We start from the raw sequence: 17,796 nt of genomic DNA on the forward strand, positions 1-17,796 counted from the left end.
GAGTATGGTTGAAGTGTATCGCGCGAAAAGGAAATGGCAAAAGTAATGAGCGGACAAATCCCTGTGACACCTTCTCCTGATGGCATTGCGGCATCAGTCAAAGCCGCGAAAACACGGGATTTACCCCCTGTTCACCTGTGGAATCCCCCGTTTTGTGGCGATCTGGACATCAAGATCGCAAAAGATGGTTCTTGGAGTTATTTAGGCTCGCCCATCAACAGGTTCGAGCTTGTGAAGCTTTTTTCCTCAATTCTTAAGAAAGAAGAGGGCAAATATTATCTGGTGACCCCGGTCGAAAAGGTGGGAATCACGGTTGAGGATGTCCCGTTCGTCGCTGTCGACTTTGATGCCACAGGCTCAGGCGCAGCGCAGATTTTGACTTTCAGCACCCATGTGGGTGACACGGCCAAGGCCGGACCGGATCACCCGATCCGTGTTGAGTTTGATCCGAAGACCCAGGAACCCTCGCCCTATATTCTGATCCGCGCCAATCTTGAGGCGCGCATCGACCGCAAAAGCTTTTACCGGCTGGTCGAGATCGGCACCGATCATGAAGACTGGTTCGGGGTGTGGTCGGGCGGTCAGTTCTTTCCGCTGATCCGCTCAGCCGATCTGGGCTGAGCGCGGCCTGCGATCCTGCGCCAGAACAACGGCGACCGCCACGATGCCCGCGCCCAGCGCGCGGGTTGAATTCCACTCATCTCCCAGCACAATCATGATCAGCATCACGTAAAATGGCGCGATGTTCATATGGAATGAGGCCAGCGCCACGCCCAGCTTTCCAACCGAAGCAACGAACAGGATCTGGCTCAGCCCCAGCGAAATCAGCGCATAGATCCCCAGCATCCCGATCTGCTGCCCGTCAATGGCAACCTCGGGGATCACCTCCATGCCCATCAGGCCAGCGGCAAAGCACAAGATCACAGCCATGGCAAAGCCCCCGATCAACGTGATCGTCGCGCGCCCGGTCTGGCTGAGTTCGGGGAAATCGCGCGCTGTGGTCATGCTGCCCCAGCTGAAAAAGACGACCGACACGACCGCGCATAAGGCCCCAAGGCCCAGCTGCGCCGGGGCGACGGCGCTGGTGGCGATCAGCCCGCCGATAATTGAAACCAGAACGCCTAGGCCAAAATTCCAGCTCAGCCGACGTGTGCCCGCCTTAAGTTCCAGCAGGGTTGCGATTAGTGGCGCACAAGAGGCGATGATGACGACGGTTACCGGATCGGTCAGCTTTTGCGCCAGGATCAGCAGGAACATCGGGCAGCCAAAGCCAAACGCTCCGACGATCATGGCCCATCCCCATCTGGCCCTTAGAATACGACTGGGACCGTCCAGCATCAGCCAGATCGGCAGCAGCACCAGAACCGCCAGACCCAGACGTGCCGCCAGCAAGCCCACTGGCGACCAGCTTTGCAACAAGACCTCTGCCGCCGGAAAGCCTGCGGCCCATGCCAGCATCGAGGCAACCGCCAACCCGTTGCCAGACAAGGCGGAGTTGCGGTCGGCGGACATAGAAATAGCGGTCCCGCGCACGGGGTCAGGGCTCATTGCCATGGGTCATACCTCTGGTCAAAGCGGCGCCAGAAATGATTCGCCGCATTGTCCCGAACGTCACTGAATTAAACCGGGTGATCTGGCCGATTTTCGACAATCTGTCGTTTTCAGTCCCTTTCGCTGAAATCACCCGACCGATATGGTCCGGCGAACAGACACGCAAAGGCCATCCATGCCCAAATTCGCTGCAAATATCTCACTGCTCTTTGCCGAACTGCCCTATCTCGACCGGTTTCAGGCCGCCGCGCAGGCCGGGTTCAAGGCGGTTGAGGTTCTGTTTCCCTATGATCTGGCTACCAAGGAAACCTGCCGTGCCCTGCTGGCTAATGGGCTCGACCTGGTGCTGATCAACGCGCCGCCACCCAACTACACCGGCGGCACTCCCGGATATGCCGCCGTTCCAGGCGGTGAGGCGCGGTTCCAGTCCGACATCCGCCGCGTTCTACGCTATGCTCAGGCGCTGCGGCCCGAAAAAATCCACATCATGTCCGGATATTCCTCGGGCGCGGATGCTATGGATTGCTTTGTTCAAAACCTGCAATGGGCAGCAGACCACGCGCCCCAACAACCGTTCACGATCGAACCGCTCAACCCGGTGTCACAGCCTGAATATTTCCTGAACTCTTACGATCTGGCCGCCGAGGTTTTGGATCGTGTGAACCGGCCCAATGTTGGCCTGCAATATGACAGTTTTCACGCCCAGATGATCCATGGCAACGCGTTGCAGGTCTGGCAGCAGTTCCAAGCCCGCATCGTGCATGCCCAGATCGGAGCGGCACCGGATCGCTCAGAGCCCGGTCGAGGTGAGATGAATTTTGCCGAGTTGTTCCGAGCGATTGATGACAGCGGCTACACCGGCTGGGTCAGTGCCGAATATCAGCCCTCGATCCAACGTACCGCCGAGACGCTCGGCTGGATGCACCTTTGATTGTCCGCTCGCACTGGTATTACCCGGAAAAATGGCGCAGATCATTGCCACCTCACACCAAGGATGTCCGGATGATCCCTGCCCGCTATGCCCGCGCCCTGTTCAGCCTGATCATGTCAGGCATGATGTCCTGCATCGTCACCGGTATCGCCACGGCCAAGGCCGTCGGCTTCGGTCCCGCGACGCTGGGCGACTGGATGGGCTCATGGGTTTTCTCCTGGCCCATCGCGTTCACAGTTATCCTACTGCTGGGCCCCAGCGTGCAACGGATGGTCAACCGCATGGTCAGACCACAGGGCTGACCCGCCGCGAAGAGGGCCCGCAGGGCTTGATGAACGGCGGCGCTAGTGCGCCTCGGCCCAATTCGCGCCCTGTCCCGCATCAACGCTGAGTTTCACATCCAGTTTCACCGCTGGGTCCGAGGCCTCCTCCATCACGTCGCGCGCCGCGTCGATCAGCGGGTCAACGGCGTCCTCGGATACTTCGAACAGCAATTCGTCATGCACTTGCAGCAACATTTTCGCGGGCAACCCATGGATCGCATCCGGCATCCGCACCATCGCGCGGCGGATCACGTCGGCCGCGGTGCCTTGAATCGGAGCGTTGATCGCTGCCCGACGCGAAAATCCGGCATGCGGCCCCTTGGCATTGATTTCGGGCGTATGGATTTTGCGCCCGAATAGGGTCTGCACATAGCCATTTTCTTTGGCAAAGGCGACGGTGTCGTCCATATAGGTCCGAATGCCGGGGAAGCGTTCGAAATAGCGGTCGATGAAGCCCTGCGCCTCGGCCCGTGGAATGCGCAGGTTGCGCGCCAGACCAAAACCCGAGATGCCATAGATCACACCAAAGTTGATCGCCTTGGCCTGACGGCGAATATCCGGCGTCATCTCATCCAGCGGCACGTCGAACATTTCCGACGCGGTCATGGCGTGAATGTCCAGCCCATCGGTAAACGCCTGCTTCAAGGCCGGAATATCGGCAATATGCGCCAGAATGCGCAGCTCGATCTGGCTATAGTCGAGGCTGACCAGCACATTTCCCGGCTCGGCAATGAACGCCTCGCGGATACGGCGGCCTTCTTCGGTGCGCACAGGGATGTTCTGCAGGTTCGGATCGGTCGAGGCCAAACGACCCGTATTGGCCCCGGTGATCGAATAGGATGTATGTACCCGGCCCGTATCGGGGTTGATATGGGTCTGCAGCGCGTCCGTATAGGTCGATTTCAGTTTCGATAGCTGCCGCCAATCCAGCACCCGACGCGGCAATTCATGCTCGGTCGCCAGATCCTCAAGGATATCGGCCCCGGTTGAATACTTACCGGTCTTGCCCTTCTTGCCGCCTTCCAGACTCATCTTGTCGAACAGAATCTCGCCCAGCTGAGCGGGCGAGCCGACATTGAAGCTTTCACCAGCCAACTCGTGGATTTCAGCCTCTAATCCGGCCATTTTCTGGGCAAACGCGTTGGACATGCGGCTGAGGACATCGCGGTCAACCTTGATGCCATGCATCTCCATTTCGGCCAGAACCGGCACCAGAGGGCGCTCCAACGTTTCATAGACGGTCGTTACCTGAACCTGATGCAGCTGAGGTTTGAACAGTTTCCACAGCCGTAGGGTGATATCGGCGTCCTCGGCGGCATAGGCCGTGGCCTCGTCAATCGGAACCTTGTCGAAGGTGATCGCGGATTTGCCGGATCCCAGCAGCGGTTTGATCGGAATCGGCTTGTGGTTCAGATAACGCTCGGACAGGGTGTCCATGCCATGCCCATGCTCGCCGCCATGCATCGCATAGGACATCAACATCGTGTCATCAATCGGCGCCACATCCACGCCATAGCGGGCAAAAATCTTGGCATCGTATTTCATGTTTTGCCCGATCTTGAGGATCGACGGGTCCTCTAACATCGGTTTTATCAGTGTTAGAGCCTGTTCAATCGGCATTTGCCCCTCGGCCAGCGCGTCCGAGCCGAACAGATCGTCGGTGGCACTTTGACGATGGATCAATGGGATATAGCAGGCCTCGCCCGCCTCAATGCAGAGCGAAATGCCAACCAGATCTGCGATCATCTCGTTCAGCCCGGTGGTCTCGGTGTCCACTGCAACCCACCCACGCTCGTAGGCCTGGTCTATCCATTTCTGCAAAGCCCCCGCGTCGCGGACGCATTCATACTTCGACGCGTCGAATGGAATGTCTTCAGCCTCGGCCACATCTGTAACGGGCGCAGGCGCGTCTGCAATCACCGGTGCCTCGGCCCCCAGCTTGTCCGCTATGCGCTTGGTGAGGGTTCGGAACTCCATCTCAGCCAGAAAGCCCAGCAGAGTGTCCGGTTCAGGGTCTTGCACCTCAAGATCGTCTAAGGTGAAATCCAGCGGCGTGTTCTCATCCAACTGCACCAGTCTTTTCGACAGCTCAATCTGGTCGCGTTTGTCGATCAGGGTCTGGCGGCGTTTGGGTTGTTTGATCTCTTCGGCGCGGTCCAGCAGGGTTTCCAGATCACCAAATTCATTGATCAAAAGCGCCGCCGTCTTGATCCCAATGCCCGGAGCCCCCGGCACATTGTCCACGCTGTCCCCGGCCAGCGCCTGCACGTCCACCACACGTTCCGGCCCGACGCCGAATTTCTCGAACACACCATCGCGGTCTATGCGTTTGTTCTTCATCGCATCCAGCATTTCGACCCCATCGCCGACCAGCTGCATCAGGTCCTTGTCGGAACTGACGATCGTGACGCGACCACCGGCCTCACGCGCCTGTATGGCAAGGGTGGCAATGATGTCGTCGGCCTCATAGCCCTCAAGCTCTTTGCAGGCGATATTGAAGGCGCGGGTCGCCTCGCGGGTCAGGGGCATCTGAGGGCGCAGATCCTCGGGCATCGCCTCGCGATTGGCCTTGTAGAGGTCATACATGTCATTGCGGAATGTATGAGAGCCCTTGTCAAAGATCACCGCCACATGGGTCGGCGCGTCTGGCCCAGTGTTCCCCTCGACATATTTCTGCAGCATGTTGCAGAACCCAGACACGGCCCCAATCGGCAACCCATCTGACTTCCGCGTCAGCGGCGGCAGCGCGTGATAGGCCCTGAAGATAAAGGCCGATCCGTCAATAAGATGAAGGTGACACCCTTTTCCGAAATTGCTCATGCGCGCGCTCCCTGTCGGTCAGGGATGGTTCTGCCACAGGGGCGCACGGGTGACCAGTACAGAAGGTGAACTATCCGCCGAACAGGCCGCCAAATACATCCGAAAAGCTGTTGAGCAGCGCCATAATGACCAGCACACCGAGGAAAGCGAAAAACGCAAAAGCAAAGAACTGAAACAGGATTGCGCCGATGCCGATTGCGATACCCGCAATGGCCGGGCGCAGTTTTTCGTGGCGCAGAATGCCTATGGCCGACAGGATGACGGCCAATCCTCCCAAAAGGGCTATGCCGATCTGCAGAAAGTCGTCCAGATCACGGACCCGGGCCACCGGCTCGGGTTGGTCCAGCCCGGCGGCCGAGCGCAGGGTGGATTTTCCAAGCTCGGCTGCAAGCTCTCCCAAAGACGCGCCAGTCGATTGTTGCGGTGCGAATGGCCCGGCCCAGAACAGGAACAGGGCGCCCAACAGGGCCATCGCGGAAACACTAAAACCAATCCATCCGAAGACCGGTTGGTTGGTATTTTGGATACTGGCGTCCATCAACACACTTCCTCCATTGAGCCGGCGCAAAGCTATCGTCAGAACACGACATTAGTTGGGCAGGTTTGACCTTGCCTGATTGGTTTATCAAGCAGGACAAAGTGATCGAGTAAGGCAATGGCACCCATGTGCCGAAGTCTTCATTCGCGGACCACAGCACCTCACCGGCCCAGACATGGCAGGTTCGCAGCGCGTTGAAACACCCTTTGGCCTTAAAACTGATTGTGGTTGGAAAAACCCGGCAGCCAGGAGGCCTGTAGATCGGCCCGCTGACCAGGCGATTTCGATCGTATCACGCCCTGCGCCCGATTTCCCGATCCGGTTAGAAGCATTCCGATAGCGGCGGCCAGAAAATAGCCAACAGCTCCAATGATCAGGCAGAGGCCAAACCTGCCCGCGGCTTTGCACAATCAGGCGCTGGCCTCGTGCCCTTTTAAGACAAATTTGCAGTCGCAATAGGGGCACTCGACCCAGCCGGTGTCTTCGGGGATCTGTAACCAAACACGTGGGTGGCCCAACGCACCTTCGCCGCCATCACAGGCGACACGAGAGGTTTCGACGATCTTGGTTTCCGGCGCTTCGATTGTCACGGCTGGCGATCCTTCACTGGTTGTCGGCCTCGCGGGCATGCATTAGGTGCGTTTATGAGCGATGAGCAAACCGGGGGCAAGAGCCACATGGACAATGCGGCAATCAGGATCGAAGGGCTGCGCAAGACCTATCGCAGCAGCAAGGGCCAGCCTGAAAAGCAGGCGCTGAAGGGCATCGACCTGACAATCCCGCGCGGTTCAGTCTTTGGATTGCTGGGGCCGAACGGGGCTGGGAAATCGACCCTGATCAACATTCTGGCCGGGTTGGTGGTGAAATCTGCAGGCCATGTGTCGATCTGGGGTCATGACCAAGACCGCAACCCGCGCCAATCTCGCGCTGCCATCGGCGTTATGCCGCAAGAGCTGAACCTGGACCCTTTCTTTACCCCGCGCGGTGCTTTGGAGGTTCAAGCTGGCCTATATGGTGTACCAAAGGCGCAGCGGCGCAGTGATGAAATCCTCGAACTGGCTGGCCTCAGCGACAAGGCCGAGGCCTATGCCCGCACCCTGTCCGGCGGGATGCGGCGCCGGTTGCTGTTGGCCAAGGCTTTGGTGCATAACCCCAAAGTGCTGGTTCTGGACGAACCCACAGCGGGCGTGGATATCGAGCTGCGCCAAATGCTCTGGGCCAACGTGCGCAAGCTGAACCAGCAGGGCATGACCATCATCCTGACGACGCATTACCTGGAAGAAGCACAGGAGATGTGCGACCAGATCGCCATCATCAATCATGGCGAAAAGATCGCACAGGACAGCACGGCAGACCTGCTGAGCCGCATGGATGGCCGGACGATGGTAATTATTCCGGATGGCCCCGTCACTGAACTGCCTGCGACCGAGGGAGTCGAGGCCACACTGCGCGACGATGGCAGCTTGGTGCTGCGCTATCGCAGTGCCCAGACCAGTGCCGAACAGGTTCTGGAATCCGTCAGGGCCGTGGGCATCCGTATCCGGGACGTTCGCACCGAAGAAGCGGATCTTGAGGATGTGTTCCTGGCCCTGACCTCGACCCGGGCGGGCGATGTCCCGGCAGCTGATCTTGATCAGCCGCGCCGGGGATTGCACCGGGTTAAGCTTTAGGCGCGGTCGATCCGCGCGTGATAGCAGTTATTCGACGCGGATCTGATGTGGATATAGGCGACATCCGCGCGGGCAAAGATATCCCCGGCAACGTTTTGCAATTCCGCCTGCGGCGTAATGATCCCGGTGCCGTAAACAATCCTGTCGTCCGATCCGTACCCTTTAATCAGATAAGTGGGTGAGGCGGTCAGCGCCTCGGGCAGGTTGGTGAGATCCTCATAGCGCTGACAAGGCTCTACACAAAGGTAAATCGGCCCGGTTTCAGCAAAAGGTTGTGTCGCTGGAAAGGGCCGGTGGGCCAGCACCAGCATTTCCTTTCCCTTGGGAATATAGGTCAGGCAATGACGGCAGGGGTTTCCTTCCCCGTTCGATATCGCCCGTTCGGGCGGGTTGCCATAACCATCAGGCGCACCTTGGCGATAGGCCTGCACCTGCGCAGTGGGGAGGGCGGATATTTTGTGCATGTTAGGTCTCCTTCTTTGTACAAAAGATGCCTGACCCGGCGAGGGGAACCGACCCGTTTCCTGCGCAAACGCTTCTTTGAGACAGCGCGACATATACGCGCCGTGGCTTGACAGCACGGGCTACAATCCGATCTGAACGGGACGCAATTCAGTTTCGGAACGCCCATGTCCAAACCTACCTCTCCTGCCCGCCCAGGAATTCCTCCGAGGTTTCCCGCCACCGCTGAACAGATCATGTCGCAGGTGAGCGCATTCTACGCCCGCGTCCGGCAGGACGAGGCACTGGCGCCGGTCTTTGCAAACCATGTCAGCGACTGGCCCCCGCACGAGAACAAGATCGCCGCGTTCTGGCGCAACGCCATTCTGCATGAGCGTTGTTATGACGGAAATCCGCAGCGTATTCACATCGAAAGGCCTGATATCAGGCCCGAATTGTTCGATCATTGGCTGGACCTGTTCGAGGAGGTGGCCCATAGCACCCTGCCCGCAGAAACCGCGCTGCCCTGGGTGGCGCTGGCCCGGCGCATCGGCGTAGGGATGAAAGTGGGTGTACAATCCGCGCGCCAGCCAAAGGACGCGCCACCGATCCTGCGATGATCTCAGATCATGGCCGGTAGTCATGTTAGCGGTAAAATAAAGGCTATCAGACTCTGAAAAATGGGTTTATGCAACGGATGAACCCACCATTCCGCTGCCCAAGGTCAAACCCATGAGCACTCAAAACACCACCCTCAGGGGCCTTGGCTATGCGTTTCTGGGCTTTGCTGTCTTTGCCAGCCACGATGCTCTGATCAAGGTGCTGGGCGGAACCTATTCGGTGATGCAAATCATCTTTTTTGCCACGCTGTTTTCTTTTGTGCCGATGGCCGTGACAATCCTGACAGACCGCTCTACCGGCAACTTCCTTCCGCACCATCCCTGGCTGGTCCTGCTGCGGTCGGGGTTGATGGTCACAGGCATGTCCTGCGCATTTTATTCCTTTTCGGTCCTGCCTTTGGCCGAGGTATATTCACTCCTGTTCTCTTTCCCGCTGATCGTCACGGTCCTGTCGATCCCCATATTGGGCGAGGTGGTCCGCGCCCAGCGTTGGGCCGCGGTTGGCGTGGGCCTGATCGGCGTGTTGATCGTTCTGCGTCCGGGTACCACGGACATCACGCTAGGCCATCTGGCGGCGCTGACGGCCGCGTTCTGCAGCGCTTTCGCGTCAGTTCTGGTCCGTAAGATCGGCAATGAGGAACGCTCGGCCGTTCTGATCCTTTATCCGATGCTGCTGGCCATAGTGGTCATGAGCATCGCGCAACCGGCCGTTTATCAACCTCCGTCCCTGTTGCATCTGGCCATGATGGCACTGGTCGGAGTGTTTTCTGTCATTGCCCAACACCTGATTATTCTGGCTTATCGTGCCGCGCCAGCGGGGGTCATCGCCCCCAGCCAATACAGCCAGATCATCTGGGCCACGATCTTTGGCATGGCGTTTTTCGGCGAAAAGCCAGACGGCTGGGTTGCCGTCGGCGCCAGCATCATCATCGCATCTGGTGTCTTCGTCGTCTGGCGCGAGAGCCGGTCGAACACTACCTCAGCCAACACCCCGGTTCTGCGGGTTCGCTCACCGCGTTCGGATACAGGGGCGACGCGACCAGGGGAATGACAAACGGCGCGCCAGGAGCGCGCCGTAACAACTTTTCCGTCTGGATTAGAGCCTTAGTAAACCACAACCGAGCGGATGCTTTCGCCCTTATGCATCAGGTCGAACCCATGGTTGATGTCGTCCAGGCCCATGGTGTGGGTGATCATCGGGTCGATCTCGATCTTACCTTCCATGTACCAATCGACGATCTTGGGCACATCCGTGCGGCCACGGGCGCCGCCAAAGGCAGTACCGCGCCAGGAACGACCAGTGACCAGCTGGAACGGGCGGGTCGAGATCTCGGCCCCTGCAGGTGCCACGCCGATTATGATCGACTCGCCCCAGCCCTTATGTGCAGATTCCAGCGCCGTGCGCATCACGCCAACATTGCCGGTGGCGTCAAAGGTGTAATCCGCGCCGCCTTTGGTCAGGTTGACCAGATAGGGCACCAGATCGCCTTCAACCTCAGCCGGGTTGACGAAATCGGTCATACCGAACCGGGTGGCCATTTCCACCTTGGAGGGGTTCAGGTCGACGCCGACGATCTGGTCGGCGCCTGCCAATCGTAGACCTTGAATGACGTTCAGACCGATGCCACCCAGACCAAACACAATCGCACGGCTTCCGATTTCAACTTTGGCGGTGTTGATCACCGCGCCGATGCCGGTGGTCACGCCGCAACCGATATAGCAGATCTTGTCGAAAGGCGCGTCCGGGCGCACTTTGGCAAGCGCGATTTCCGGCAGGACCGTGTGGTTGGCAAAGGTCGAGCAGCCCATGTAATGCAGGATCGGATCACCATCCAGCGTCGAGAACCGCGAGGTGCCATCGGGCATCAACCCTTGGCCCTGCGTCGAACGGATCGCCTGACACAGGTTGGTTTTGGGATGCAGGCAGTATTCACATTCGCGACACTCGGGGGTGTAAAGCGGGATCACGTGATCGCCCGGCTTCAGGCTGGTCACGCCCGGGCCGACATCGACCACCACACCTGCGCCTTCATGGCCCAGAATGGCGGGGAACAGGCCTTCGGGGTCTGCACCCGACAGGGTGAATTCGTCGGTGTGGCAAATGCCGGTCGCCTTGATCTCGACCAGAACCTCGCCCGCCTTGGGGCCTTCGAGGTTCACATCCATCACTTCCAAAGGTTTGCCGGCCTGAACGGCAACGGCGGCACGGGTGCGCATGATGTACTTCTCCCAGTCAAATTTGGCCTGACCCTGCGTTAAATGCAGGGTTTTTTCAACTGCGCTTTGATGGCAGCAATGCTAAATATTTGATATTACAGAAACGACATTGCCAGAAAGAGGAGCGCCAATGCGCCGTTTGACCCCTGTTTTGATTTTGCTGGTCGCATGTACGGAGTCGCCCGCTCCTGAGGACGCGCCACTGCCACTTGAACCCACCCCGGTAGATTTGGCCTTTTGCAAAGGAGAGCCAATTGCCGATGCGATTGGCAAGCCTGTATCGACCATTCAGTCGCAATTACCCGAACGGTCGCGCGTTTTAGGCCCAGATGACATCGCCACACAGGATTATCGCATCGACCGGCTGAACGTCTTTGTAAACGGCTCGGGGATCATACAGAACCTGACCTGCGGTTAAGCCTGGCAGAAGCTCAAAACCCCATTGTTAGGGCCTATCTTCCGCGATATATCACCCAATCCGGCAAATAGCCTACAAGGCGGATCAGCCATGAAAACGGCGCTGGGAAGTCTGTGCGGAATCTGTGGCGGGACATTGCCCGAACCACATGCTGGGCCGCGCCCTGAGGCGTCATCAGCATCGGCATCTTGAAACTGTTCTTTTCGGTCAGGCGAGTCTTGATGAAGCCGGGATTTACGATCCGAACCGTGACGCCCGAACCCGCCAGATCATGCCGCATGGTTTCTGCCAGTGAAATCAAAGCCGCCTTGCTGGCACCATACCCAACTGCAGATGGCAGGCCATGATAGCCGGACAGCGACCCGATCAGCGTGATCTCCCCCTGCCCGGCCTTAACAAACCCAGGAAGTACTTCGCCCAGAACCCGCAAAGCGCCCTGAAAATTCACATCGGACATCCGAAGAGCAGCCTCAGTGTTCCACTCAGTGCTGCGCATCGGGTCATAAGCCCCGGCATTATAGATAAGGCCATCCACCTTTCCGGCAGCGGAAGCGGCACGTCGAACAGAGTCTAAATCAGCGACATCGCAACGAATGGCTTTTGAATTTGGCAGAATGCTGCAGATTTCATCCAGGCGTTTCGCGTTTCGCGCCGACAGGATCACCCGGGCGCCGCGATTGCTTAGAGCCTGCGCCAATGCACGACCCAGACCTTCGCTTGCGCCAACTATCCAATAAGTTTTCCCGTCAAAGCTGTTCATGCCGACCATTTCTGAATTGTGTTATTTCGATACGGTTACACGGCCAGTTTGGATCACCTTCGGTTGCTCGCGGTGAGGCCGCTAAATTGCAGCCGCACCTGAAAAACCCCTGTCTTGAATGATCCAATCCTGCTCCTACTGCGTATTCATTATCAAAACGTCACGTAACGAGGCTATCATGTTCGACGAAACCCAAAGGGGCAGGAAAAAAATCGCCATAGTTGGCGCAGGCATCTCAGGCCTTTCAGCGGCTTATTATCTTTCCGAAAACAATGACGTGACACTCTTTGAGGCTGAACCCAGGCTTGGCGGGCATGCCCGCACGGTCACGGCGGGAAAAAATGGCGATCAGCCCGTCGATACCGGTTTTATCGTCTTCAACTATGCCACCTACCCTTACCTGACACGGTTGTTCGATACGCTGAACGTGCCTGTCGAAAAATCCGAGATGAGCTTTGGTGCGACCATCGACAACGGGCGCATCGAATACGGGCTGAACAACCTGCGCACTCTTACGGCGCAGAAACGCAACCTTGCGCGGCCGGCCTATTACAAGATGATCGCCGACATCCTGCGTTTTGGCAGAGAGGCCCCGGACGCAGCCAAGGACGATGACACAACGATCGGAGAACTGGTTGATCAGTTGCAGTTGGGGCACTGGTTCCGGCACAATTACCTGATGCCCATGTGCGGTGCGATCTGGTCGACCCCAGTTGAATTTGTGGATCAATTCCCAGCGCGGTCGCTGGTGCAGTTCTTTAGCAATCACGCTCTGCTGGCCAATGGCCGCGCCAATCAGCACCAATGGTACACGGTAAAGGGTGGCAGCATTGAATATGTCCGCCGGATTGACGCCACCCTGCGTGCCCGCGGGGCCGAAATACGTCTGGCCAGCCCCGTTCAGAGGGTTCAGCGCAATGAGATAGGCGTGACCGTTCACAGCCAAGGCCAGTCGGATCAGTATGATGAGATCATTCTGGCCACCCACTCGGATCAATCCCTTGCCATTCTGGGCCAGGATGCCACCCCAGCCGAAGCAGCCGCGCTTGGCGCGATCCAGTATCAGCCCAACACGGCCATCCTGCATTGCGATCCGTCGCAGATGCCCAAACGCCGGGCCTGCTGGTCCAGCTGGACCTATCGCTCGCAGGCCGGGAATGTCGGGGTGACCTATTGGATGAACAGGCTGCAGAATATTCCCGACAGTGACCCGCTGTTTGTGACGCTGAACGCCTCATCCGAGATCGCCGCCGACAAGATCTATGATGAGGTCGAATTCGCCCATCCGGTTTTTGACAAGGCCGCACTTTGGGCACAGGGGCAAATCCGCGAGATGCAGGGACAGAACCGCACCTGGTTTGCGGGCGCCTATAACCGGCACGGGTTTCACGAAGACGGGATTGCCAGCGCCATGCATGTCGTCGAGCGGATCACTGGCGGCCCGCAAACCATCGGAGCAGACAATGGCACCCCCGAACAGATCGCGGCCATCCCTGTTGCGGCCGATCTTTGAGCTGTTGCGCCAGGCCATTCTGGCGCTGGCGATGGTGCTGCCCTGCGGTTTAGCGGCGTCACCTTTGGCTGAACGGTTGGACGATCCAAAAGTTCTGGGCAGCTCTACGTTCCGGTTCCTGGGTTTGCCGGTTTACGATGCCAGGCTTTATACGCCCGGCGGCGCACCGTTTGACTGGAATCAAGAGTTCGGACTGAAACTGACATACCGCAAATCCATCGCGCAGAAGGCTCTGATCAAGTCGACGCTTGACGAAATGGTGCGACAGGGCAACCCGACTCCAACCGCCGATCAGTTGCAGGCCTGTTTTCAGGCCGTCAGCAAAGGCGACAGCTATTTGGCAATCTCGGAGGGGCCGGACAAGATCGGGTTCTGGCGCAATGGCAGCAGAACCTGCACCTTGTCGAGCCCGGGCATCACGCGCGCATTCATGTCGATCTTTCTTGGCAGCAACACCAGATCGGCCAACTTTACCCGGCAGTTGAAGGGTCAGTGATGCTGTATCCCCGGGTCAGTCTCTATGCGTTGATGCTCGCCGCTGCAGGCATCCCGCTTTACATTCACCTGCCGCGTTTTGCGGCGGTCAATCTGGGCATTGGCCTTGGGGTGATCGGCGCCGTCCTGTTGCTGATCCGTTTGGTTGACCTTGTGCAGGATCCCCTGATTGGCTGGGCGATTGACCGGTGGCCTGGTGGCCAGCTTTTGTTTGCTGCCCTCGCCGCACTTGGGCTGGCGGTTGGCTTCCCGCTGCTGTTCACTCTGTCTGAGGGCGCGTCCGTTGCCAGTTTGGTGGCCATCCTTATCCTGCTGTTTTCAGCCTACAGCCTGGGAACCATCCTGCTCTATGGCCGCAGCGCCACGTTGGCCAAAACGCCCACCCCGTCCGAGCTGATGACACTCGCCGCCTATCGCGAGGGCGGGCAGCTAACCGGCGTGATACTTGCCGCAAGTGCCCCCGCGCTGTTTGTAGCCATTGGCGCGCAGGCGCAGGGCTATCCTGCGTTCGGGCTGTTTTTGGGCCTCATCGCCATTCTGGCCCTTGCCCTAACTATCCCGATCTGGCGGCGCGCGCCGATCACCGGACAGGCCCTGACCTTTGCAGGGCTGGGCGATGCCGGAGCCTTACGCCTGCTGGTTCTGGCGCTGATCAACAGCTTGCCGGTCGCCATCACCTCGACCCTGTTTCTATTCTTTGTCGAAGACCGGCTGCAACTGCCGGGCATGGCAGGACCGCTGTTGATCTTGTTCTTCCTCAGCGCGGGGGCAAGCGTGCCCCTTTGGGCGCGACTCAGCAATCGAATTGGCCCGAAACAGACCCTAATGATCGCCATGCCGCTGTCGATTGCGGCCTTTGTCAGCGCCGCGACGCTGTCAACCGGCAGCCTAGCCGGGTTCGCCCTGATCTGCATTGCATCGGGCGCCGCACTTGGGGCGGATATGGTGGTGCTGCCGGCCATGTTCTCGGTCGCTCTGACACGCGCAGGTCTGAACGCATCCGCCGCATTCGGCATCTGGTCATTCGCGGGCAAGCTGGGGCTGGCCCTGGCGGCCTTTTTCACCCTGCCATTGCTGGAACGCAGCGGATTCACTCCGGGACAGGCAAATTCAGCCGAGGCGCTGCAAACGCTCAACCTCGCCTATGCCATTTTGCCCTGCATCCTGAAACTCGGCGCGTTTGGAATGGTCCTGACGCTGCCAACTGAGGTCTCAGCCAAATGAAACTACTTGCTATAGCCCTGCTCATCATCTTCGCCCTGTCCATTGCAAAGGGGCGCTATCTTAGCTTTCGGGCCCAATCGCCTGAGGATTACAGCGGTACCGGCCCCGCCTTTGAGATGAAGGAAAACCTGAACGGGGAGATCCTGTCCGAAGGGCTGATCTATGGCCCCGACGGTAAGATGTCGAACAGCTTTGTCGCCCGTATGGTCGGGGAATGGGACGGCAACACAGGCACCCTGACCGAGAATTTCACCTATTCCAACGGCAAGAAGATGGCCCGCAAATGGTATCTGACTCTGGGCACAGGAAACACATTCATTGCGACAGCAGATGACATCGTGGGCGAAGGGCGCGGCACGGTCTCGGGCTCGACCGTAAAGCTGACCTACAAGTTCATCCTGCCCGAGGACGCAGGGGGACACACGCTGGACGTAACCGACTGGATGTACCTGACGGAAAGTGGCGTGATCATGAACCGGTCCGAGATGCGAAAGTTCGGCATCAAAGTCGCCGAGCTGATAGCCACCATGCGCCCGGCGCCCTCCACCAAATCGGCCTATCTGGACCGGGCGAATGGCCATGACACCGCCGCTGAAACACGGGTGCTGCAATGAAACCACGTCGTGTTTTCATCGCTGGCCTTGCTGTTCTGGGGCTGACCGTTCTGGCTGCCTGCTCCGCGAAACCCCGAACCCCCAAGACCTTTTTGTCCGATCGGCAGTTGAACCTGGAAGAGTTCTTTGAGGGTCAGACTGTGGCCTATGGTCAATTTCAGGATGTTCTGGGCAATGTGCCACGCCGGTTCACTGTTGATATCAATGGTACATGGGATGGCGAGACGCTGACCCTGATCGAGGATTTCGTCTATGACGACGGCGCAACCGAGCAGCGCGTCTGGACCCTGACCAAAACCGGCAAGGATAGCTGGACCGGCACAGCCCCCGGCGTGCTGGGCACCGCCAGCGGGATCGAGCGTGGCGATACGTTCAACTGGACCTACAAGATCGACCTGCCCGTCAAGGATGGGACCATGCGGGTCGATTTCGATGACTGGATGTGGATGCTGAGCGATGACCGGCTGCTGAACCGGGCCTATGTCTCGCGCTATGGCATCCGGCTGGGTGAGGTCATTTTGTTCTTTGAAAAGAAATAGTCAGACAGAAAAAGGGCGAACCCGAAGGCCCGCCCTTAGATCAATCTGGTTCAGATCAGCTTAGAAGTTGAACTGAGCACCAAAGTCGGCACGGATCTTGCCGTCGTCGTCGCCGTCTTTGATCTCGCCAACTGCACCACGCAGCGATACACCGCCGCCCAGGTCATAGATGGCGCCAACACCGATGTTGCGGGTGTCGTCGTCAGCCGAACCGTCACCGTAAACCAGCTGCAGCGTGGTTGCCGCACCCAGATCATAGGCGACCGAGAAACCATAAGCGGTGCCGTCTTCGGCGTCGTTGTTGACGTCATCGTCAGCCACGAACAGGGTGCCGTAGAAATCGCCCAGTTCTGCACCCAGGGTCAGAACAGTCAGGCTTTCCTTGTCAACGCCTGCACCTTCATCAGTTTCACCATATGCCAGCGAGGCGGTGAAGTTGTTGAAGGTATAAGATGCGCTTACGTCCCAGCGGTCACGGTCGTCAGTGATGCCTGCGCCCAGGAATTTCGTGTCCTGGTCATAGGATGCCGAGAATGCCAGATCGCCAACGGTGTAGCGGAAGAACACAGCATTCGCGCCCGTGCCGGTTGAGCTGTATTCCAGGAAGGAATAGTTCACGCCCGAATACTGACCCAGGAATTCTTCCAGGCCCGGCTCGGTACCGAAGTAGTCATCCAGGTTGTCGAACGAACCCGAAACGTTACCGGCGTCAACACGCAGGCCGCCATAGATAACCGAGAAACGGGCGCCATTCAGGCCAGCTTCGTTCTGCTCGCCGGTGCTTGAATCGTCATCCGCCTGCAGACGAACACGGCCCTGGAATTCAACGCCGCCATCTGTTTCGGCACTGGCGTCGATGTTCAGACGAAAACGCGACACCAAAATGGTATCGTCGGTCGAGGCGTTGTTTGCATTGACCGCACCAGACGCGGTCGTTGTGGTGGTGGTTGCTGAACGGTCTTCTTCATAGCCCAGACCAAAGCGGCCATAGCCGCTGAATTTGACTTCCGCGGCAGCAACACTGGCGGTTGCAATCAGCGCGGTCGATGCGATGAGTACGTTTTTCATGGTTAATCCATAAGTTTTGAGAGGAGTAGTGCCACCGAAGCGGCGGCTAAATTG

General features: G+C 58.4%; 20 protein-coding genes. 12 read left to right on the forward strand and 8 right to left on the reverse strand.

The features are described from left to right. The first annotated feature begins 45 nt into the window (after window positions 1-45). Window positions 46-621, forward strand: a complete 576-nt coding sequence (locus AC2FJW_RS16190; protein WP_281973328.1) for a DUF1285 domain-containing protein — start codon at window positions 46-48, stop codon at window positions 619-621. Here the strand turns inward: AC2FJW_RS16190 and AC2FJW_RS16195 are convergent. Then, complete coding sequence (locus tag AC2FJW_RS16195; RefSeq protein ID WP_496697908.1) at window positions 604-1,548, reverse strand: DMT family transporter; 945 nt, start codon at window positions 1,546-1,548, stop codon at window positions 604-606. The genes AC2FJW_RS16190 and AC2FJW_RS16195 overlap by 18 nt on opposite strands. 178 nt (window positions 1,549-1,726) lie before the next feature. Here AC2FJW_RS16195 and AC2FJW_RS16200 point away from each other — a divergent pair, with 178 nt between their 5' ends. Continuing rightward, entirely contained in the window at window positions 1,727-2,482 is a 756-nt protein-coding gene (locus tag AC2FJW_RS16200) for a hydroxypyruvate isomerase family protein (RefSeq protein ID WP_496750671.1), read from the forward strand. Between the two features lie 71 nt (window positions 2,483-2,553). Beyond that, window positions 2,554-2,784, forward strand: coding sequence for a DUF2798 domain-containing protein (locus AC2FJW_RS16205; protein WP_142638700.1), 231 nt, complete (start codon window positions 2,554-2,556; stop codon window positions 2,782-2,784). Between the two features lie 42 nt (window positions 2,785-2,826). Here the strand turns inward: AC2FJW_RS16205 and polA are convergent, their stop codons facing one another. From polA to AC2FJW_RS16220, 3 genes are all read right to left on the reverse strand, one after another. After that, entirely contained in the window at window positions 2,827-5,625 is a 2,799-nt protein-coding gene (gene polA / locus AC2FJW_RS16210) for a DNA polymerase I (protein ID WP_496750673.1), read from the reverse strand. Window positions 5,626-5,695: 70 nt separating this feature from the next. Next, entirely contained in the window at window positions 5,696-6,163 is a 468-nt protein-coding gene (locus AC2FJW_RS16215; RefSeq protein ID WP_281995731.1) for a hypothetical protein, read from the reverse strand. Window positions 6,164-6,573: 410 nt separating this feature from the next. Continuing rightward, a complete protein-coding gene (locus AC2FJW_RS16220; protein WP_142638543.1) occupies window positions 6,574-6,753 on the reverse strand; it encodes a zinc-finger domain-containing protein in 180 nt (59 codons plus the stop codon). 87 nt (window positions 6,754-6,840) lie between these two features. Between AC2FJW_RS16220 and AC2FJW_RS16225 the strand changes: the two genes are divergently transcribed. Next, complete coding sequence (locus AC2FJW_RS16225) at window positions 6,841-7,833, forward strand: ABC transporter ATP-binding protein (protein WP_496750704.1); 993 nt, start codon at window positions 6,841-6,843, stop codon at window positions 7,831-7,833. On the opposite strand, the gene AC2FJW_RS16230 is transcribed toward AC2FJW_RS16225, so the two are convergent. Next, window positions 7,830-8,297 (reverse strand): DUF1203 domain-containing protein, encoded by a 468-nt coding sequence (locus tag AC2FJW_RS16230; RefSeq protein ID WP_496697916.1) that lies wholly within the window; start codon window positions 8,295-8,297, stop codon window positions 7,830-7,832. The two genes, AC2FJW_RS16225 and AC2FJW_RS16230, sit on opposite strands and share 4 nt — an antisense overlap. A 165-nt stretch (window positions 8,298-8,462) precedes the next feature. Between AC2FJW_RS16230 and AC2FJW_RS16235 the strand changes: the two genes are divergently transcribed. Together AC2FJW_RS16235 and AC2FJW_RS16240 are read left to right on the forward strand one after the other, a co-directional pair. Next, a complete protein-coding gene (locus tag AC2FJW_RS16235; RefSeq protein ID WP_142638539.1) occupies window positions 8,463-8,894 on the forward strand; it encodes a group III truncated hemoglobin in 432 nt (143 codons plus the stop codon). Window positions 8,895-9,006: 112 nt separating this feature from the next. Beyond that, window positions 9,007-9,945, forward strand: coding sequence for a DMT family transporter (locus AC2FJW_RS16240; protein WP_496690284.1), 939 nt, complete (start codon window positions 9,007-9,009; stop codon window positions 9,943-9,945). 53 nt (window positions 9,946-9,998) lie between these two features. On the opposite strand, the gene AC2FJW_RS16245 is transcribed toward AC2FJW_RS16240, so the two are convergent. Continuing rightward, entirely contained in the window at window positions 9,999-11,111 is a 1,113-nt protein-coding gene (locus tag AC2FJW_RS16245) for an S-(hydroxymethyl)glutathione dehydrogenase/class III alcohol dehydrogenase (RefSeq protein WP_496697919.1), read from the reverse strand. Between the two features lie 130 nt (window positions 11,112-11,241). On the opposite strand from AC2FJW_RS16245, the gene AC2FJW_RS16250 reads away from it, so the two are divergent. After that, window positions 11,242-11,529, forward strand: a complete 288-nt coding sequence (locus AC2FJW_RS16250; protein WP_496750674.1) for an I78 family peptidase inhibitor — start codon at window positions 11,242-11,244, stop codon at window positions 11,527-11,529. A 34-nt stretch (window positions 11,530-11,563) separates the two neighbouring features. On the opposite strand, the gene AC2FJW_RS16255 is transcribed toward AC2FJW_RS16250, so the two are convergent. Next, a complete protein-coding gene (locus tag AC2FJW_RS16255) occupies window positions 11,564-12,289 on the reverse strand; it encodes an SDR family NAD(P)-dependent oxidoreductase (protein ID WP_496697921.1) in 726 nt (241 codons plus the stop codon). A 178-nt stretch (window positions 12,290-12,467) separates the two neighbouring features. Between AC2FJW_RS16255 and AC2FJW_RS16260 the strand changes: the two genes are divergently transcribed. Genes AC2FJW_RS16260 through AC2FJW_RS16280 form a run of 5 tightly spaced genes read left to right on the forward strand, consistent with a single transcriptional unit; the run spans window position 12,468 to window position 16,674 of the window. Beyond that, window positions 12,468-13,802 carry an NAD(P)/FAD-dependent oxidoreductase gene (locus AC2FJW_RS16260; protein WP_496697923.1) on the forward strand — a complete coding sequence of 445 codons (1,335 nt, stop codon included), beginning with the start codon at window positions 12,468-12,470 and terminating at the stop codon, window positions 13,800-13,802. Beyond that, a complete protein-coding gene (locus tag AC2FJW_RS16265) occupies window positions 13,753-14,298 on the forward strand; it encodes a hypothetical protein (protein WP_281995737.1) in 546 nt (181 codons plus the stop codon). The genes AC2FJW_RS16260 and AC2FJW_RS16265 overlap by 50 nt, the downstream gene beginning before the upstream one ends. Continuing rightward, window positions 14,298-15,521: an MFS transporter gene (locus AC2FJW_RS16270; protein WP_496750676.1), complete on the forward strand. Its 1,224-nt coding sequence runs from the start codon at window positions 14,298-14,300 to the stop codon at window positions 15,519-15,521. The genes AC2FJW_RS16265 and AC2FJW_RS16270 overlap by 1 nt, the downstream gene beginning before the upstream one ends. Next, on the forward strand, window positions 15,518-16,135 hold the full coding sequence (locus AC2FJW_RS16275; protein WP_496750678.1) for a DUF3833 domain-containing protein: 618 nt from the start codon (window positions 15,518-15,520) through the stop codon (window positions 16,133-16,135). The genes AC2FJW_RS16270 and AC2FJW_RS16275 overlap by 4 nt, the downstream gene beginning before the upstream one ends. Beyond that, window positions 16,132-16,674 (forward strand): DUF3833 domain-containing protein, encoded by a 543-nt coding sequence (locus AC2FJW_RS16280; protein ID WP_496697927.1) that lies wholly within the window; start codon window positions 16,132-16,134, stop codon window positions 16,672-16,674. The genes AC2FJW_RS16275 and AC2FJW_RS16280 overlap by 4 nt, the downstream gene beginning before the upstream one ends. A 60-nt stretch (window positions 16,675-16,734) precedes the next feature. Here AC2FJW_RS16280 and AC2FJW_RS16285 read toward each other — a convergent pair whose 3' ends face one another. Continuing rightward, complete coding sequence (locus AC2FJW_RS16285; RefSeq protein ID WP_496697929.1) at window positions 16,735-17,742, reverse strand: porin; 1,008 nt, start codon at window positions 17,740-17,742, stop codon at window positions 16,735-16,737. Window positions 17,743-17,796 lie beyond the last annotated feature (54 nt).

It is taken from the genome of Ruegeria sp. CDSA020, from assembly GCF_059612345.1.

Bases quoted from the DNA above. Each gene is read 5' to 3' on its own strand.
- AC2FJW_RS16215 (WP_281995731.1), bottom strand. From the start codon at position 6,163: ATGGACGCCAGTATCCAAAATACCAACCAACCGGTCTTCGGATGGATT.
- polA (WP_496750673.1), bottom strand. From the start codon at position 5,625: ATGAGCAATTTCGGAAAAGGGTGTCACCTTCATCTTATTGACGGATCG.
- AC2FJW_RS16230 (WP_496697916.1), bottom strand. From the start codon at position 8,297: ATGCACAAAATATCCGCCCTCCCCACTGCGCAGGTGCAGGCCTATCGC.
- AC2FJW_RS16190 (WP_281973328.1), top strand. From the start codon at position 46: ATGAGCGGACAAATCCCTGTGACACCTTCTCCTGATGGCATTGCGGCA.
- AC2FJW_RS16280 (WP_496697927.1), top strand. From the start codon at position 16,132: ATGAAACCACGTCGTGTTTTCATCGCTGGCCTTGCTGTTCTGGGGCTG.
- AC2FJW_RS16265 (WP_281995737.1), top strand. From the start codon at position 13,753: ATGGCACCCCCGAACAGATCGCGGCCATCCCTGTTGCGGCCGATCTTT.
- AC2FJW_RS16275 (WP_496750678.1), top strand. From the start codon at position 15,518: ATGAAACTACTTGCTATAGCCCTGCTCATCATCTTCGCCCTGTCCATT.
- AC2FJW_RS16235 (WP_142638539.1), top strand. From the start codon at position 8,463: ATGTCCAAACCTACCTCTCCTGCCCGCCCAGGAATTCCTCCGAGGTTT.
- AC2FJW_RS16255 (WP_496697921.1), bottom strand. From the start codon at position 12,289: ATGAACAGCTTTGACGGGAAAACTTATTGGATAGTTGGCGCAAGCGAA.
- AC2FJW_RS16205 (WP_142638700.1), top strand. From the start codon at position 2,554: ATGATCCCTGCCCGCTATGCCCGCGCCCTGTTCAGCCTGATCATGTCA.
- AC2FJW_RS16225 (WP_496750704.1), top strand. From the start codon at position 6,841: ATGGACAATGCGGCAATCAGGATCGAAGGGCTGCGCAAGACCTATCGC.
- AC2FJW_RS16250 (WP_496750674.1), top strand. From the start codon at position 11,242: ATGCGCCGTTTGACCCCTGTTTTGATTTTGCTGGTCGCATGTACGGAG.
- AC2FJW_RS16260 (WP_496697923.1), top strand. From the start codon at position 12,468: ATGTTCGACGAAACCCAAAGGGGCAGGAAAAAAATCGCCATAGTTGGC.
- AC2FJW_RS16245 (WP_496697919.1), bottom strand. From the start codon at position 11,111: ATGCGCACCCGTGCCGCCGTTGCCGTTCAGGCCGGCAAACCTTTGGAA.
- AC2FJW_RS16240 (WP_496690284.1), top strand. From the start codon at position 9,007: ATGAGCACTCAAAACACCACCCTCAGGGGCCTTGGCTATGCGTTTCTG.
- AC2FJW_RS16200 (WP_496750671.1), top strand. From the start codon at position 1,727: ATGCCCAAATTCGCTGCAAATATCTCACTGCTCTTTGCCGAACTGCCC.
- AC2FJW_RS16285 (WP_496697929.1), bottom strand. From the start codon at position 17,742: ATGAAAAACGTACTCATCGCATCGACCGCGCTGATTGCAACCGCCAGT.
- AC2FJW_RS16195 (WP_496697908.1), bottom strand. From the start codon at position 1,548: ATGAGCCCTGACCCCGTGCGCGGGACCGCTATTTCTATGTCCGCCGAC.
- AC2FJW_RS16270 (WP_496750676.1), top strand. From the start codon at position 14,298: ATGCTGTATCCCCGGGTCAGTCTCTATGCGTTGATGCTCGCCGCTGCA.